Genomic DNA, 15,975 nt, shown 5'->3' with positions numbered 1-15,975 from the left:
GCCGACAGGTGTCGGCGCAGGGACTGGCTTTGGGCTTTGCTCACTTGAGTAGACCACGCAACTTGTCTCCAAGTTCCTTGGCGGAGCCTTCTCCCAACGTTTCGTCGATCTTGCGCGCAGTATCGCTGTCGAGATTGTCTTCCAGCGCTTCGTCGAGCTTATCGCCGGCTTCGCGCTTGGCTTTCTCCTTGGCCAACTCTCCCAGCGTGTCCTGGAAGGCCTCACGATCGAAGCGGCACCATTCACCCGGCTCTCCGCCCAGTTGCCCTTCACAACGCACCGGCAGGCTTACCTGTTGCAGGCGCGAGGTTACCCGACAGGCATTCTGGTCGGCGGTATCGATGAAGCGCGCCTTGAGATCGTAATCGAAACGCTCGGTAGGAATGTTGAACGAGCCCGTGCCAGTCATTTCGATGCCCGGAATGCGCACCTCGAGATCGTCGTTGCGCGCCACGCCATCGGTGATATCGAGACTCGCCGACAGCGTGTCGAAAGGCGTGTCGTCGCTCCAATCGCGATCCGACTGGTTGCCGTCCAACATGGCAGCGGCGGTACATAGCTGACGCGAGACATTGACGTCGAGCATCGCGCCGTCGTCGATGCGTAGCGAAGCCGTACCGTTGAGATGGCGCTTGAGCGACTCGAGCTGATTGGTCTGCGAGGTGACGTCGCTTTCCAGATTGAGCCGGCCGCGCAAGGGCGATTCCGCGCCGTTGATATCTTTATACAACGGCGCGATCTGCACCCCGGAGAGCGACTGCGTCATGGCCAGGCGCAACGGCGATTGACGGAGATCCAAGCTACCCTGGGCGTCGAACGTGCCATCGTAGAGCTTGGCCGACAGGGACTCCAGACGCTGACGCCCGTCGTCACCCGCCACGCGCAGCGCTACATCCTGAAGTGTCATGCCCTTGAGGATCACGGTGTTCACGTCCAACTTGCCATCCAACGTCAAGTTGGACAGCCATTCAGCGGGAAGCAAGCCGGCGCTCTCGGCGGCGGCATAGGCCGACGAGACGCCCAGCGTTTCGACGACGCTCGCCGTGTCTTCGTCCTTACCCTTCTCTGCACTTTCGCCATCCTTCCCGGCGGGCGGCAGATAGGCGTCCAGATCGAGACGCTCGCCCTGAAGATCGAAACTCAGCCACTGGCCATCGAAACCGGCGCCCAACTCCCCGGTCAGCGTTTCGCCATCGAGCAACAGGCTAAGATTCGAGAAATTGATGCGCTGGAGATCGCCATGCACGGGGCTGGTCATGGCGAGCTCGCTCAGCGCCTTTTCATCCCCGGTCTCGGGCAGGGCATCGAAACGCTTGAGCCAATCCCGCAGGGGAAGCGGCGCCAGCTTGAGCTGTCCGGTGTACTGCGGCGTCCCGAGCAGTTGGGTAAAGCTCAGTGTCCCCGTCAGGTTCAGGTCGTCATCGCCGCTCAAGGTGATATCACGCAACTGGGCGGTTTGAGCATCGAGATCGGCTTCGCCGTCGAAGCCCAGGCTCAACCCAAGCGGTTTGCCTTTCACGGCGGGATGGTGCAGCCGCGTATCGAGCTTGGCGTCATCGAGACGGTAATGCTGCTCCTGCGTCTCGGCCAGCAGGTGGCCGAGTTGCAGATTGATGCCCTGCGCCTGATCGGAAAGCGCCGGCCACTGCGTGCTGGTTTCCAGAGTCACGTTGTTGAGTTCATAGCGGCCGTCGCGCAGGCCCAAGCGTACACGGCTCTTGAGCTTCACCTGGCTGGTCAACTCAGGCGCCTGGCTGTCGAGATCAAATGACATCTGCAATGGAAAGGCGGCATCGGGGTTGACGTTGCTACCCTCCATGCTGAGCTTGGAGAGCGTTAGATCCAAATTGCGCTGGGCGTCCTGATAATGCACTCGACTGTTGCGTACCTGGACACTCGCGATATCCAGCGCCACGGGCAGACTGTCGGGATTCTGATTCAGCCCCGGCCCTGCCGATGCCGGCGCCAAGGCCTCTTCAGCCTGGTCACCGCCGCGCCCCATGCGATCGAGCAAGACTTCCCAATTGCCGCGACCTTCGGCGTCGCGCTCGAGATTGAGCCGCATGCCATCTAGCGTCAGCCCTTCCACGGCTACCTCGCCGGAGAGCAGCGGCGCGAACGCCACGCTGACCTCGGCTCGGTCGAGCGCCGCGAATGCCGAGTCATCGTGCGACTGCTCGGGCAACCAGGCCTCGGCCTGCTCGACACTGAAGCCCAGGCGTGGATAGAAGGACCATGACAAGGGGCCGTCCAGGTTGAGCTCCAGCCCGCTTTGATCGCGCACCGCCTCGACGAGCCGGGGCTTGAGGTCGTTGGGATCGAAGAACGTGGTGATATAGACCACGGCGCCGACCACGATCAAGGCCAACACCCCGACCACCGCCAGCAATGCTCTCAGCAGCGCTCTCATTGGCGCCCTCCCTGTGACGCTAATGGATGAAATTCATAGTACGTTCCGTCGGCGGCGGGATGATAGCCAAGCCGGGTCAACAACAGTTGGTCCCCCATCATCAGTACTGCAGTGGGAACGCGCGGCGTACAGCCTTCGCCTTGCGCGCGCTCGGCAATCAGCATCAATAACCGTGAGCCGACTCCGCGGTGCCGGGTTTCAGCACGTACGCAGAAATGTGACAACCACCATACGCGAGTTTCGCGACGCACGGCGACCGCTCCCAGTCGACGCGCGTTGAATAACGCGCAGCAGAACACGCCGCCCTGGGTGAAGTGGCCGTCGATGAAGCCCTCGACAGGCGCGGGAAGACGCTCGGTGGGAGCATCGCGGTAGATGCGCGCGAGATCCTGCGCCACTTGGGCATCCTTTTCCCATTCGGCGTAATCGATTTCCTGCAAGGTCACCGGCATGCCTACTCTCCCTGGACGATCTCCCTGGCCCTGTCACAGACCCTCGAGCATTGGTGGAGGGACGTGGGCATCGCCCCTGAACTCCCGTCATTGTAGCGGATGGCCGGGGCGATTCTCTATAATGACCGTTCCATGGCGCCGCGAGCCTTGCGCATCCACGCCTGCATCGCGCGCCCCGTTCACGTCCGAAGTGCTGGAGACCCCCTATGGCCGAGCGCGTCGCCACCGTGTCCCGCGACACCCACGAGACCCAGATTCAGGTCCGTATCAACCTCGACGGCGAGGGCCATTTCCAATCCGAAACGGGCGTCGCATTTCTCGATCACATGCTCGATCAGGTAGCGCGCCACGGCCTGATCGACCTGGAGATCAATGCTCAGGGCGACCTGCACATCGACGATCATCATACCGTTGAGGATCTCGGCATCACCCTAGGGCAGGCCTTCGTCCAGGCCATCGGCGACAAGCACGGCATCCGGCGTTACGGTCATGCCTACGTGCCGCTGGACGAAGCACTCTCCCGCGTCGTGGTAGACTTCTCGGGGCGCCCAGGACTGAGCATGGATGTCGAGTTCACACGCGCGAACATCGGCCGATTCGACACGCAGCTGTTCTGGGAGTTTTTCCAAGGCTTCGTCAATCACGCCCAGGTCACGCTGCACATCGACAACCTCAAAGGCTTCAACGCCCACCATCAGGCGGAAACCATCTTCAAGGCCTTTGGCCGCGCACTGCGCATGGCGGTGGAACCCGACCCCCGTATGACCGGGCGGATGCCCTCCACCAAAGGCAGCCTGTGAGGCTCTCACGACGCGCTGACGCGCTAAGGAGCGAGCATGACGATTGCGGTCATCGATTACGGCATGGGTAACCTTCACTCCGTCGCCAAGGCGCTGGAACACGTCACGCATGAGAACGTCGTCATCACTGACGATTCGCGCAGCATCCGTGGCGCTAGCCGCTTAGTACTGCCCGGCCAAGGGGCGATTCGTGACTGCATGGGCGAATTGCAGCGCAACGATCTGCAGGGTGTGGTTCACGAAGTGCTACGCGCCCAGGCCAAGCCGTTACTAGGCATCTGTGTCGGCCAACAGATGCTGATGGAAGAAAGCGAGGAAAACGGCGGTGTGGTGTGCCTTAGCCATCTGCCAGGGCGCGTGCGTCATTTCGAGCGTGACCTTCGCGATACCCAGGGCCAGCGCCTGAAAGTGCCTCACATGGGCTGGAACCGCGTCACGCAACATCACCCGCATCCGCTCTGGGCGGGCATCGACGACGACGCACGCTTTTATTTCGTGCACAGCTATTACGTCGAGGCACAGGAAGACAGCGATATCTTCGGCACCACCGAATACGGCGGGCATACCGCGCATGTCGCCACCGGCCGTGGCCCGGTCTTCGCTGTGCAGTTCCATCCCGAGAAAAGCGCGCGTGACGGGTTACGCTTGCTCGAAAATTTCGTCACCTGGACGCCCTGAACGTCCAGGCCGGACACGCCGCCTTTCGATGGCGGCGCCACACGTATACCGAGAGGACACGTCATGCTGGTGATTCCCGCCATCGATCTCAAGGACGGCCAGTGCGTCCGCCTCAAGCAGGGACGAATGGACGACTCGACCACCTATGGTGACGATCCGGTGGCCATGGCCGCGCGCTGGGTCGAGACCGGAGCCCGCCGGCTGCATCTAGTGGATCTCAACGGCGCCTTCGAAGGCCAGCCAGTGAACGCCGAGGCGGTAACCGCCATCGCCCGCGCCTATCCCGAGCTGCCAATCCAGATCGGCGGTGGCATTCGCACCGCCGCGATCATCGAGGCCTATCTTGAGGCGGGCGTGTCTTACGTCATCATCGGCACCCAAGCCGTCAAAGACCCGGCTTTCGTCACCGAGATGTGCCGCGCCTTTCCGGGCCGCGTCATCGTGGGGCTCGACGCCCGCGACGGTTATGTCGCCACCGATGGCTGGGCCGAAGTGTCGACGCTCAAGGCCGTGGACCTGGCCAAGCGTTTCGCCGACGATGGCGTCACCTCGATCGTGTACACGGATATCGCCCGCGACGGCATGATGCAGGGCGTCAACATCGCGGCCACCGCCGATCTGGCGCGCGAGGGTGGCCTCCCGGTGATCGCCTCCGGCGGTGTCACGCATCTGGGCGACCTCGAGGAACTGCTCGAGGTGGAGCACGAAGGCATTCTCGGCGCCATCACCGGACGCGCCATCTACGAAGGCAAACTCGACGTCGCCGAGGCCCAGCGCCTGTGCGACGCCGCGCCAGTCACACGGAGAAGCTGATCATGGCACTCGCCAAGCGCATCATTCCCTGTCTCGACGTCGATGCCGGCCGCGTGGTCAAGGGCGTCAATTTCGTCGGCATCCGCGACGCCGGCGACCCAGTCGAGGTCGCCAAACGCTACAACCAGCAGGGCGCCGACGAAATCACCTTCCTCGACATCACCGCCAGCCACGAGGATCGCGGCACCACGGTGGAAATGGTCGAACGCATCGCCGGGGAGGTCTTCATTCCGTTGACGGTGGGCGGTGGCATTCGCACCTGCGACGACATCCGCACCATGCTCAACGCCGGCGCCGACAAGGTCTCGATCAACACCGCAGCGGTGACCAACCCCGATTTCGTCCACGAAGCGGCAGAACGCTTCGGGAGCCAGTGCATCGTCGTCGCCATCGACGCCAAGCGGGTCTCGGCTGAGGGCGAGCCGCCGCGCTGGGAAATATTCACCCATGGCGGACGCAAGCCCACCGGGCTCGATGCCGTGGAATGGGCGAGCAAGATGGTCGAACTCGGGGCGGGAGAATTGCTGCTAACCAGTATGGACCGCGACGGCACCAAAGCCGGTTTCGATCTAGGCGTGACCCACGCCATCGCCGATGCTGTCAGCGTCCCGATCATCGCCTCCGGCGGCGTCGGCCATCTCGATCACTTGGTCGCGGGCGTCAAGGAAGGCGGTGCGGATGCCGTGCTCGCCGCCAGTATCTTCCACTTCGGTGAGTACACCATCCCCGACGCCAAACGCTATATGGCCGAACAGGGGATCGAGATGCGACTGTAGGAGGTGGCTACTCCTCGGCGCTGAGTCCCAGGTTGCTGACGCCTTCGTTACGCCCCAGGCGTCGCAGCGACTTGAGGGCGTCACGCGTCAGCGGCGCCTCGACGTGCTCGAGTACCGCTTCCTGGAAGTCGTGTTCGTCATCCATCAACGGATGCTCACGCACACGTGCCGCCAGCCGCTCGGCATCATCCTCCGCGCCGTCGGTCATCTCGATGTAGGCATGCACGCCATCGCGTGACAGGCGACTCACGTCACGCGGCGACTCAGGCGCCTCACCACGCAAGGCATCGAGCAGTGCTGCCAAGGCCATCACCACTTCAACCGCCCGCCGCGCGCCGAAGCTGTCATCGGTTTCCGGCGGCTCCTGCTCGGCAAGTTTCTCGGCCTGCTTGTCGAAGTCGATCGCCGCATCCTTCACGACCAGCGCTTCCCACGCCAGGTCGAGCACGTTGCGCACCACCTTCGTGTCGCCGACGCCGCTCATCTCGGCATACAACGCATAGTTGGGCCACATGCGCTCGATCAAGGCCGCCATGAAGGCCAGCCGAGCCCGCGCGGGCAGTTGATCCAGACGGGCATGGAAGCCGTCGGCGGACGCTGTCATATCATTGCTCCTCATCAGCCTCGTCAGGGCCAGAGTATGTCTTGAAGAACGCGCCCACGGGCATCGAACACGACGCCTTCGGCGCGCAGCTTTTCATGCTGACGCACGGCACCAGTATGCTCGGTCACGCGTCGGCTGGCATTAATGACGCGATGCCAGGGCAACCCATGGCCGCTGGGCAGGTGGCGCATGGCGCTACCCACCATGCGTGCCGTGGCGCCATCGGTCATGTTCGCGATGCGCCCGTACGTTGTCACTCGCCCCTCGGGAATCTGGGCGACGATGGTATAAATCTGTTCAAGTACCTCGGCTCGCGGCACGCTAGCTCTCCTCGACGACCCCACTTGCTGCGGGGGGACGGCTTTACCATCATGGGCGCATCATGCATATCTACTTTCTTCAGCACGCGGATTATCTCGGCCCAGCGCGCTTCGCCGATTGGCTGACGGGCATGGGCCACAGCCATAATACCTGCCATTTATACGCGGACGAGGCGCCGCCGATCTTCGACAATTTCGATGCCTTGATCGTGCTCGACGCCCCGTTCGGGCTCCACGAGGACACGCCACCAGCATGGCTCAAGCGCGAGCGTAAGTTGATCGCGCGCATGCTCAAGAGTGGCAAGCCGCTGCTCGGCGTCGGTGTGGGTGCGCAGTTGATCGCCGAGGCGCTGGGCGCCATCGTCTCCCGGGGTACCTATGCCGAGCGCGGCTGGCAGCCTATCACCCTGGCCGACGAGAGTCCCTTCAATCTGCCCGAACGCTTCGAGGCATTCACTTGGCATCACGATGTCTTCGGCTTACCGGACGAGGCCTTGCCTCTGGGCGGCAGTACCGCCAGCCCGTTGCAAGGATTCGCCTGGGACAGCGGCCGCGTGGTGGCGCTGCAATGTCACCTGGAGGCCACCGTCGCCTCGGTCAGCGCCCTTTACGATCATCTTGCGGCATTCGACGAGCGGCTCGCGGCTGCCGACGGCGCTTACCTGCAAACCCGCGAGACGGTCATGGAGGAACCGCGGCGTTTCGACCGCCTGGCCGCCCTGCTCGACCGCGTCATGCTCGACTGGCTGCATCACGCCCGCCGGTCTTGAGCCCAGACAAGGCGCAAGACTGGTTCATCTAACGCACGAGCGATGCCGACCAGTCCTGGGCAAAGGCCAGGCAGCTCTCCCAGTCGCCGACATGCAGCGCCTCATGGGGAGACTGCTCAAGCTGATAGCGATACATGGGATCGTAGTATTCGAGCATCAGCGGCGCGAGCCAGGCTTCGTGCGCTTGGGTGTTGCCGCGCTCGTGTTCACGGAAGGCCAGCGCCTGCAAACGCTGCAGACGCTGGAAACGCGCACTGCCCAGGCGCTTACGCACACGCTTGAGCGCGCTGGAAAGCTGCTTGCGCATCAACGCCCAACCCAGCCACTCGCCATAGTGGCCACGATAGGTCTGCCACAGGGTCTCGATATAGTCTTTGCGTATCTGTTCGAGGCGCCAGTCCAACGGCATTTCCACGCGAATGCGCGGCGCCGCTTCCATGGTTCGCCAGAAAGACAAGGGAATATCCAGCCGCCCGATCATGCGTGACTCATCCTCCACCACGCAGCCATGCGGCATACGCGACAACGCCACGCCTAGCGCATGCTCAAAGTCGATCTGCGACGGCCCCTGCAAGGGATGCCACCCGAACGCAGAGCCTTTATGCCGCGCATGACCTTCGAGATCGACGCCCGTGTCGAGACGTTGAATCAACTCGGTCTTGGCGCTACCGGTGAGGCCGGCCACGACGAGCGCCGGCCGCGTCGCCGCCGAGGTAATCTCGGCGTTCAGGCACTGGCGCATAGCCTTCCAGCCGCCTTGAATACGCGGCAGGGTGATGCCCGCCTCCTGCAGCCACTGCTGCGCGATTTGCGAACGCAGCCCGCCCCGAAAGCAATAGATCAGCGCTTGAGGATGACGCTCGGCAAACGCCTGCCACGCCGACACACGACGCCGTTTGAGGGCGCCATCCACCAATTGCGTGCCCAGCTCGATGGCGGCGGCCTGACCGGCTTCCTTGTAGCGAATACCCACCGCCTGGCGCTCAGCATCGTCCATCAATGGCAGGTTGACGGCGCCCGGCAAGGCACCCTGAGCGAACTCCACCGGGGCCCGCACATCGATCAACGGGCGCTCAAGCAGCGCCAACTCAGGCTCGATCTGCGGTAGGCTCACCCACGCACCTCGATCACACTGGCACCACTCGCGGAGCGCATCTCGCCGAAGGCTTCCAGCGTGAGGCCGTGTTGACGACCGATGCGCTCGACGTCATCCGCCCAGGCGGGGTCGACGCTCAGCAGCAGGCCGCCCGAGGTCTGGGGATCACACAACCACTGCCAATGCGCCGCATCCATATCGGGCAAGGCCTCGCCCAGAGCCTGACGGTTACGCTGCGTGCCGCCGGGCACCGCCCCGCGCCGCCGGTACGCTTCCGCCTCGGCAAGCCGGGGCAGCTTGGTGAAGTCAATCCGCGCCTTGAGGCCGCTCGCCTGGCAGATCTCGCTGAGGTGTCCCGCCAAGCCAAAACCGGTGACATCGGTCATGGCATGCACGCCCTGGACCTTGGCCATCTCGATCCCGATCCGGTTGGCCTTCAGCATCGTGCGGCGCGCCAACCCTTGGTGACCAGATTCCAGCCAGCCATGCTTTTCAGCCGTGGTCAGAAGCCCTACCCCCAGCGGTTTGGTGAGATACAGCAAGTCGCCGGCCTTGGCGTTGCTGTTGAGCTTGAGGTGGTCGAGATCGACCAGGCCATTCACTGCCAGGCCAAAGATCGGTTCGGGGGCATCGATGGAGTGCCCGCCGGCCAAGGCAAGGCCCAGCTCGCGGCAGATCGATTGCGCGCCGCCTACCACGTCGCCGGCGATTTCGGCGGCCAGCTTGTCGAGCGGCCATCCGAGAATGCCCAGTGCCATGATTGGTGTGCCGCCCATGGCATAGACATCGCTGATGGCATTGATGGCGGCGATGCGCCCGAAATCGAAGGGATCGTCGACGATGGGCATGAAGAAGTCAGTCGTCGATATAAGACCGCGACCGTCGCCGAGGTCATAAATGGCAGCGTCTTCGCGGCCCTGGTTGCCCACGATCAAGCGCTTGTCGGTGGCACCAGGGCCCGCCTTGGACAGGATGCTGTCCAGCACGTCGGGGGCGATCTTGCAGCCACAGCCAGCGCCGTGGCTGTATTGCGTCAGGCGAATGGCACTCATTGGGCACTCCTTGGCAATCGTTCACTCCATTCTACATCACCGGCGCGCCAGCGTTTACAGGGCTTCCAAGGCATCGCCGAGTTTATCGACAGCGATCACTTCCATGCCCTCGGGCGCCTGCCGTGGGGCATTGGCACGCGGTACGATGGCACGCTTGAAGCCGTGTTTGGCGGCCTCGACGATACGCTCCTGACCGCTGGGTACGGGGCGAATCTCGCCGGAGAGCCCCACTTCGCCGAAGGCCACCAGCTCACGTGGCAAGTTACGGTTCTGCAGACTGGAGACGACGGCCAACAACACGGCCAGGTCGGCGCTGGTCTCGAGCACTTTGACGCCGCCGACCACATTGAGGAAGACATCCTGATCGCCAGTGAACAAGCCACCATGCTTGTGCAGCACGGCCAGCAGCATCGCCAGGCGATTCTGATCGAGCCCCACAGCAACGCGCCGTGGGTTGCCTAGCGCCGAATCGTCGAGCAATGCCTGGACCTCGACGAGAATCGGCCGCGTGCCTTCCCAGACCACCATCACCAGGCTGCCGGGCGCTTGTTCTTCGGCGCGCGACAGGAAGATGGCGCTGGGGTTCTTGACCTCCTTGAGGCCATGCTCGAGCATCGCAAACACACCCAACTCGTTGACCGCGCCGAAGCGGTTCTTCTGCCCGCGCAGGGTGCGAAATCGCGAGTCCGCCCCGCCCTCGAGCAGCAACGACGCATCGATCATGTGCTCCAGCACCTTGGGGCCAGCCAGCGTGCCGTCCTTGGTGACGTGCCCGACCAGCATCAGCACGGTGTTCGACTGCTTGGCGAAACGCGTCAACGCCGACGAGGATTCACGCACCTGCGCCACGCCACCCGGCGCCGAGCTAATATCCTCCAGATGCATGGTCTGGATCGAGTCGATGATCAGTACGGCGGGCTTTTCACGCTCGGCGACCGCAAGCACCGTTTCGATGCTGGTCTCGGCGAGCATATTGAGTCCCTTGATCGGCAGCTGCAGCCGATGCGCACGCATCGCTACCTGGGAGAGCGATTCCTCGCCGGTGACGTACACAACCTTGTGCGACTGGGCCAGCTTGCAAGCGGTCTGCAGCAGCAACGTCGACTTGCCGGCACCGGGGTTGCCGCCCAACAGCACCGCCGATCCAGGAACGAGACCACCGCCCAGCACGCGGTCGAACTCGCCGAAGGAAGACGAGAAACGCGGCACTTCGGTGAGGTCGACTTCGCCCAGGTCGACCACGTCGCGCGAGACCAATCCCGCATAGCCGCTACGCCCCGTCGTCGATGGTGATTGCGCATGCGGCCGAGCGCTCCCCAGGCGCACTTCGTTGAGCGTATTCCACTCGCGACAGCTCGAACACTGCCCTTGCCACTTGCTGTACTCGGCACCGCATTCGGTGCACACGAAAGCGCTTTTCGCCTTGGCCATGTCGTCACTCCTTGCTGATCACCGACATTCTATCATCGCGCCCGGCATCGCCTCGTCCGGGTATTCCCCACGAAAGGTCCAGACATGCAAAAGGCGGCCCGTGGGCCGCCTTTTCGGTGATACGAGAACGCGATTACTGTTGGCGTTGCAGGCGCAGCGTTTCACCGTTCTCGAAGCGACGCAGTTGCGGATCGATCAGTTCCAGTGTGTTGGCATCGAGCTTCTGGAAGTAATAGATCTGCCCTTCGCCTTCAGGCGTCAGCTCGTAGACAGTCGCCTCGGGGTCTTCTGCGGCACCATCGATGACTTCCCACTGGCCGCTGTATTCTTCGGCCGGCGGATTCTCCGGATGGTTACGATATTCGGCTTGCAACTCGAAGGTGCGTTCATCCGCAGTCGCGTCTTCATCACCCATCAGTTGCACTTCAAGATCGATACCGTCGCAGCTGCGGCATGGCAAGGTGCCGCTGTAGACGGTCGGCTGTTCGGCTTGCTCCGACGCGCCAGGCTGGCCTTGCTGTGAGGTGCCCGTGGCACAACCGGCAAGTATGGCGAGCATGGCGGAACCGGCGAGCAACGTCCTGATCTGCATGATAGTCCTCCTAACCAATGGGTCTTGGGCCGCTCCCGCGGCCCCGTGGGTGACAGCATAGCGTCATGTGGCGCCATCGGACACCCTTTGCAGGCTTAGACCTCATGATAATGTCGGATAGTCCGTGTAACCTTCGGCACCACCGCCGTAGAACGTTGTCGGATCGGGCGCATTGAGCGTGCTATCGCGACGAAAGCGTTCGACGAGATCAGGGTTAGCGATATACGGACGCCCGAAGGCCGCGCCATCGCCCAGGCCATCGCGAATCAACGCCTCGGTGCGCTCGGCGGTGTAGTGCCCGCAGTAGATCAACGTTCCCGGGAAGCGCTTGCGCAACTCGCGGCGGAAGGTGTCGGTCAGTTGCGGTCCTTCGCCGGTCCAGTCGGGCTCGTTGACATGCAGGTAGGCAATGCCGCGACGCGTCAATTGCTCGGCCAGATAGAAGGCCATGGCCTCCGACTCGTCATCGCTCAGACCGAAGATCTCGATGAACGGTGAGATACGGATCCCGACTCGATCGGCACCCATGACCTCACTGACGGCATCGACGACTTCCAGGACCAGGCGCGCCCGGTTGACCAGGTTACCACCATAGCGGTCAGTACGCTTATTCGAGCCCGTCGCCATGAACTGTTGCAGCAGGTACGCATTGGCGGCGTGTACCTCGACCATGTCGAATCCGGCACGCTTGGCGCGTTTGGCGGCTTGGCGATAATCATCGATCAGCGCGGGGATTTCGTCGGTTTCCAGGGCTCGTGGCGTACTGGTCGGGTGCTGGCCCGAGCTGCCGTCCTCGAACTCGAGGAAGCAGTTGGCGCCTTCTGCCCGTAGCGCGCTCGGCGCCACCGGCGGTTGACCACCCGGCTGAATCTTGTGATGCGAGATCCGCCCCACGTGCCATAGCTGCAAGGCGATCCGTCCGCCGGCACGGTGCACGCTATCCACGACACCCCGCCAACCGGCTTCCTGCTCGTCGGTATAAATGCCCGGCGTATAGACATAGCCCCGCGCGGTGGGAGAAATGTTCGTTGCCTCGCTGAATATCAAGCCGGCATCGGCGCGCTGCGCATAATAGGTTTGCTGCAGCGCCTTGGGCACCATATCCAGCGTGCGAGCGCGGGTCAGCGGTGCCATCAGCACTCGGTTGGGGAGCGTCAGCTTGCCCATGGTGAGCGGTGAAAGCAGCGATTCGTAGGCCATGTCGCCTCCTGTAGAACTCTTGGGGATCATCACGATGTGCAAGAGATGAGGTCGTTAGTAAACTAATCAAGGGTCGAGTCGCATCGGAACAACCTACATCGGCCAACAGCAGAGCTGTTAAACACGGCGCGCCTTGCGCGTCACGAGGCGTGGCGTCACCATGGACGCCTACCTCATCACTGCTTGGGCGAGCGTTCATGAGCAAGTTCTGGAGTCCCGCCGTGCGCGAACTCACTCCTTATGTACCGGGAGAGCAGCCGCGCGAGCGCCTTATCAAACTCAATACCAACGAGAATCCCTATCCGCCCGCGCCCGGCGTCGAGCAGACGCTACGCGATTTCCCGGCCGACCATCTGCGCCTCTACCCGGATCCTGGTGCCACTGCGCTTCGCGAGGCACTGGCCGAAGAATATGGCGTCACGACCGAGCAGGTATTCGTCGGCAACGGCTCCGACGAAGTACTGGCACTGGCCTTCCAAGCGTTCTTTCGGCAGCCTCGTCCGCTGCTGATGCCGGCGATTTCCTATAGCTTCTATCCTGTCTACTGCAAGCTCTACGACGTGTCCTACAGAAGCGTGGCACTGGACGACCAGTGGCGCGTGCCACTGACGGCTTTCGATACCGACAATGGCGGCATCATCTTCGCCAACCCCAACGCACCGACCGGGCACGGACATCCGCGCGAGGCGATCGCTGCCTTGCTGGAGCGTAATACCGAGAGCGTGGTACTGGTCGATGAAGCCTACGTAGACTTCGGAGGCGAAAGCGCGATCCCTCTGGTCGAGCGTTTCCCGAACCTGTTGGTGACGGGGACATTCTCCAAATCACGCAGTCTGGCAGGGCTACGGCTGGGCTTTGCAATCGGCCCGCGCGAACTGATCGAGGGGCTGGAGCGCGTCAAGGACTCCTTCAATTCATTCCCTATCGACAGCATCACCATCGAGGCAGGCATTGCCGCGCTGCGGGATCCAGCATACTTCGATGCCTGCCGCGAACGCGTCATCGCAACACGCGAGTGGACACAACGCTGCCTCGAAACGCTGGGATTCGAGGTGTTGCCCTCGCAGACCAACTTCCTGTTCGTACGCCACGATGCCTATCAGGGGCGTATGCTCTTCGACGCCTTGCGTGAGCGGGGAATTCTGGTGCGCCACTTCAACAAGGAAGCACTGAGCGACTTCCTGCGCATCAGTATCGGCACGGATGATGAGATGACGAGTCTCGTGGAAGCGCTCGAGGCTGTATGCAGCTAGCAAGGAGAGCCACAAAGCAAGACGCCTGCACGAGGGGCGGGCGTCGATCATGGCAAGCGTAACAGTGACGGATAATTACATCGCGGACAGCTGCTGTGTGAGATAATCACTAGTCTGATTCATCTCGGAGACCATGCTGTCGAGCTCCTGGAACTGGGAACGATAACGATCCACCGTGGTCGCTATGCTATCTTCCATCGATGAGTAACGCTCGTCGAGACGGTCCATCTGGTTTTCGGCACCGGTCACGGCGCCCTCCACCATACCGTCTTCACCTAGCATGGTATCCAGCTCTTCCTCGACTCTTCCCGCAATCCCCGTTGATTCGTCGGTCCCAGAAAACAAGGCCTGAACGTCGCCGGGCTGGCTAGCAAGCACCTCGTCGAGCCGATTCTCGTCAACTTCTAGCTCACCATCGACGTTCATCGAAATACCAGCATCTTCAAGGGTTTGCAGCGCCTCATCACCGACGCGTTCGGTCATCGTGCTTCGCAGTCGGGATTCCGCCATACGCGTCGTGCTGTCACCCAACAAGTCGCCGGCTTGCGTCTCGCCATCCTCGGAGCTGAAACTGGTGAGATCGGCAGTGGTCGATTTCATATCGTTGTAACTCTCGACGAACCCCGTGATGGCACCCCGGATCGACTCCTCGTCACGTGCTACCGTTACCGTGGACTCACCAGTATCCGTCAGGCTCAGTGTCGTGCCCTGAATGGCCTCTTCGACCTGATTGCTATCGCTCGTGATGGCAATGCCATTGACGTTCAGCTTGGCATCCTGAGCTTCGATTTCCGCATCAGCATCTAACGTCAATCCATCGAGACCATTGAAGGTGACGCCATCTATCGCCGCCTGCTCTCCCGTATCTTTGGACGCCAGAGCCAAGCGATGTTGATCACCGTCAAAAACGACGGAGGACGACACTCCAGTATCGCTGGCGTTGATCGCATCGCGCACATCGCTCAGCGTACTGTCTGCTTCAATTGTGACGTTCTTTGTCGTCCCGTCGCCTAATGCAACATCGAGGCTCGCCTCGGCCCCAGCATTGAGAACGGCTTCTTCATCGACGCCTTGTGTCGCCATACTGGAAGCTGTGGCTAATTGTTCGACGTCAACATCATAACGCCCAGGCGGAGCATCGGGCGTTGCGGCGGCACTCACGCTGTCGCCCTCGACATTGCTGGTCACGCTGTTGAAAAGCTCGGGATCATTCAAGTCGCTTGCGGATGACTGCACGTTCGACAAGGCACCCTGCAGCTTGCCATAAGCCGATATCTTCGTTTTCTGGTCGGCCTGCTGCTGCTGGATGGGCACGAGTTTCTGTTGCTCTGACTCTTGAAGTTGATCAAGCAGCCCGTTGAGATCAAGGCCGGAGCCAACGCCTAGTGACGAGATGGAAGCCATAACCGCCTCTTCCCCTTTTAGATGCGTTTCATCGCAAGCTTACGTCTGCTGATGTCTGTGCCCTACCCTAGCAAACCTCCAGCATATTAGGGAGGGAGAATAGCAACGAGAACTCTCGCGACTCCCGGCATTCAAAAGACTAAAGTTTTCACTCTGGCGGCCGATATTGCAGCGTTTTTCAGCCCCATAAACGACAAAACCCCCGCCTCTTTCGAAGCGGGGGTTTTCGAATAAATGCCTGCCGATGACGGGGCCGGCCATCCGGGACTCTCCATGGGGAAGGCCCTCAATGAATGAACCCCGACCAATGGCCGGGGTTCGAAA

General features: G+C 62.0%; 16 protein-coding genes. 6 read left to right on the top strand and 10 right to left on the bottom strand.

Annotated elements, in window-relative coordinates; all coding sequences use genetic code 11:
• Nucleotides 1-40 precede the first annotated feature (40 nt).
• Together OP496_RS06345 and OP496_RS06340 are read right to left on the bottom strand one after the other, a co-directional pair.
• The gene (locus OP496_RS06345; protein WP_280562671.1) at nt 41-2,410 is read right to left on the bottom strand and encodes an AsmA family protein; all 2,370 of its coding nucleotides are present in this window, start codon (nt 2,408-2,410) and stop codon (nt 41-43) included.
• A complete protein-coding gene (locus OP496_RS06340) occupies nt 2,407-2,862 on the bottom strand; it encodes an acetyl-CoA sensor PanZ family protein (RefSeq protein ID WP_280562670.1) in 456 nt (151 codons plus the stop codon). The genes OP496_RS06345 and OP496_RS06340 overlap by 4 nt, the downstream gene beginning before the upstream one ends.
• Nucleotides 2,863-3,068: 206 nt before the next feature.
• Between OP496_RS06340 and hisB the strand changes: the two genes are divergently transcribed.
• The 4 genes from hisB (at nt 3,069) to hisF (ending at nt 5,929) form a co-directional block, all read left to right on the top strand.
• Entirely contained in the window at nt 3,069-3,662 is a 594-nt protein-coding gene (hisB, locus tag OP496_RS06335; protein WP_280562669.1) for an imidazoleglycerol-phosphate dehydratase HisB, read from the top strand.
• A 36-nt stretch (nt 3,663-3,698) separates the two neighbouring features.
• Entirely contained in the window at nt 3,699-4,340 is a 642-nt protein-coding gene (gene hisH, locus OP496_RS06330; RefSeq protein ID WP_280562668.1) for an imidazole glycerol phosphate synthase subunit HisH, read from the top strand.
• 63 nt (nt 4,341-4,403) lie between these two features.
• Nucleotides 4,404-5,153 (top strand): 1-(5-phosphoribosyl)-5-[(5-phosphoribosylamino)methylideneamino]imidazole-4-carboxamide isomerase, encoded by a 750-nt coding sequence (gene hisA / locus OP496_RS06325; RefSeq protein ID WP_280562666.1) that lies wholly within the window; start codon nt 4,404-4,406, stop codon nt 5,151-5,153.
• Nucleotides 5,154-5,155: 2 nt separating this feature from the next.
• Nucleotides 5,156-5,929, top strand: coding sequence for an imidazole glycerol phosphate synthase subunit HisF (gene hisF, locus OP496_RS06320; protein WP_280562665.1), 774 nt, complete (start codon nt 5,156-5,158; stop codon nt 5,927-5,929).
• Between the two features lie 7 nt (nt 5,930-5,936).
• On the opposite strand, the gene OP496_RS06315 is transcribed toward hisF, so the two are convergent.
• Together OP496_RS06315 and OP496_RS06310 are read right to left on the bottom strand one after the other, a co-directional pair.
• Nucleotides 5,937-6,533 carry a YjaG family protein gene (locus OP496_RS06315; RefSeq protein ID WP_280562664.1) on the bottom strand — a complete coding sequence of 199 codons (597 nt, stop codon included), beginning with the start codon at nt 6,531-6,533 and terminating at the stop codon, nt 5,937-5,939.
• 23 nt (nt 6,534-6,556) lie between these two features.
• Nucleotides 6,557-6,853 (bottom strand): MGMT family protein, encoded by a 297-nt coding sequence (locus OP496_RS06310; protein WP_040239486.1) that lies wholly within the window; start codon nt 6,851-6,853, stop codon nt 6,557-6,559.
• A 62-nt stretch (nt 6,854-6,915) separates the two neighbouring features.
• Here OP496_RS06310 and OP496_RS06305 point away from each other — a divergent pair, with 62 nt between their 5' ends.
• The gene (locus OP496_RS06305; protein ID WP_280562663.1) at nt 6,916-7,623 is read left to right on the top strand and encodes a type 1 glutamine amidotransferase; all 708 of its coding nucleotides are present in this window, start codon (nt 6,916-6,918) and stop codon (nt 7,621-7,623) included.
• Between the two features lie 28 nt (nt 7,624-7,651).
• On the opposite strand, the gene mnmH is transcribed toward OP496_RS06305, so the two are convergent.
• From mnmH to OP496_RS06280, 5 genes are all read right to left on the bottom strand, one after another.
• Entirely contained in the window at nt 7,652-8,737 is a 1,086-nt protein-coding gene (gene mnmH / locus OP496_RS06300) for a tRNA 2-selenouridine(34) synthase MnmH (protein WP_280562662.1), read from the bottom strand.
• The gene (gene selD / locus OP496_RS06295; protein ID WP_280562661.1) at nt 8,734-9,771 is read right to left on the bottom strand and encodes a selenide, water dikinase SelD; all 1,038 of its coding nucleotides are present in this window, start codon (nt 9,769-9,771) and stop codon (nt 8,734-8,736) included. Before selD ends, mnmH begins: the two co-directional genes overlap by 4 nt.
• A gap of 54 nt (nt 9,772-9,825) precedes the next feature.
• Nucleotides 9,826-11,202 carry a DNA repair protein RadA gene (gene radA / locus OP496_RS06290; RefSeq protein WP_280562660.1) on the bottom strand — a complete coding sequence of 459 codons (1,377 nt, stop codon included), beginning with the start codon at nt 11,200-11,202 and terminating at the stop codon, nt 9,826-9,828.
• Between the two features lie 133 nt (nt 11,203-11,335).
• Nucleotides 11,336-11,794: a copper resistance protein NlpE N-terminal domain-containing protein gene (locus tag OP496_RS06285; RefSeq protein WP_280562659.1), complete on the bottom strand. Its 459-nt coding sequence runs from the start codon at nt 11,792-11,794 to the stop codon at nt 11,336-11,338.
• A 102-nt stretch (nt 11,795-11,896) separates the two neighbouring features.
• A complete protein-coding gene (locus OP496_RS06280; RefSeq protein ID WP_280562658.1) occupies nt 11,897-12,994 on the bottom strand; it encodes an alkene reductase in 1,098 nt (365 codons plus the stop codon).
• Between the two features lie 197 nt (nt 12,995-13,191).
• On the opposite strand from OP496_RS06280, the gene hisC reads away from it, so the two are divergent.
• Nucleotides 13,192-14,247 (top strand): histidinol-phosphate transaminase, encoded by a 1,056-nt coding sequence (gene hisC / locus OP496_RS06275; RefSeq protein WP_280562657.1) that lies wholly within the window; start codon nt 13,192-13,194, stop codon nt 14,245-14,247.
• 75 nt (nt 14,248-14,322) lie between these two features.
• Here hisC and fliD read toward each other — a convergent pair whose 3' ends face one another.
• Nucleotides 14,323-15,651 (bottom strand): flagellar filament capping protein FliD, encoded by a 1,329-nt coding sequence (gene fliD, locus OP496_RS06270; RefSeq protein ID WP_280562655.1) that lies wholly within the window; start codon nt 15,649-15,651, stop codon nt 14,323-14,325.
• Between the last annotated feature and the right edge of the window lie 324 nt (nt 15,652-15,975).

Origin of the sequence: Chromohalobacter sp. 48-RD10 (genome assembly GCF_029889785.1) — a bacterium.
Classification (GTDB): domain Bacteria; phylum Pseudomonadota; class Gammaproteobacteria; order Pseudomonadales; family Halomonadaceae; genus Chromohalobacter.
The sequence above is the reverse complement of the archived record's forward strand: the minus strand, read 5'-3'. Positions and strand labels throughout refer to the sequence as shown.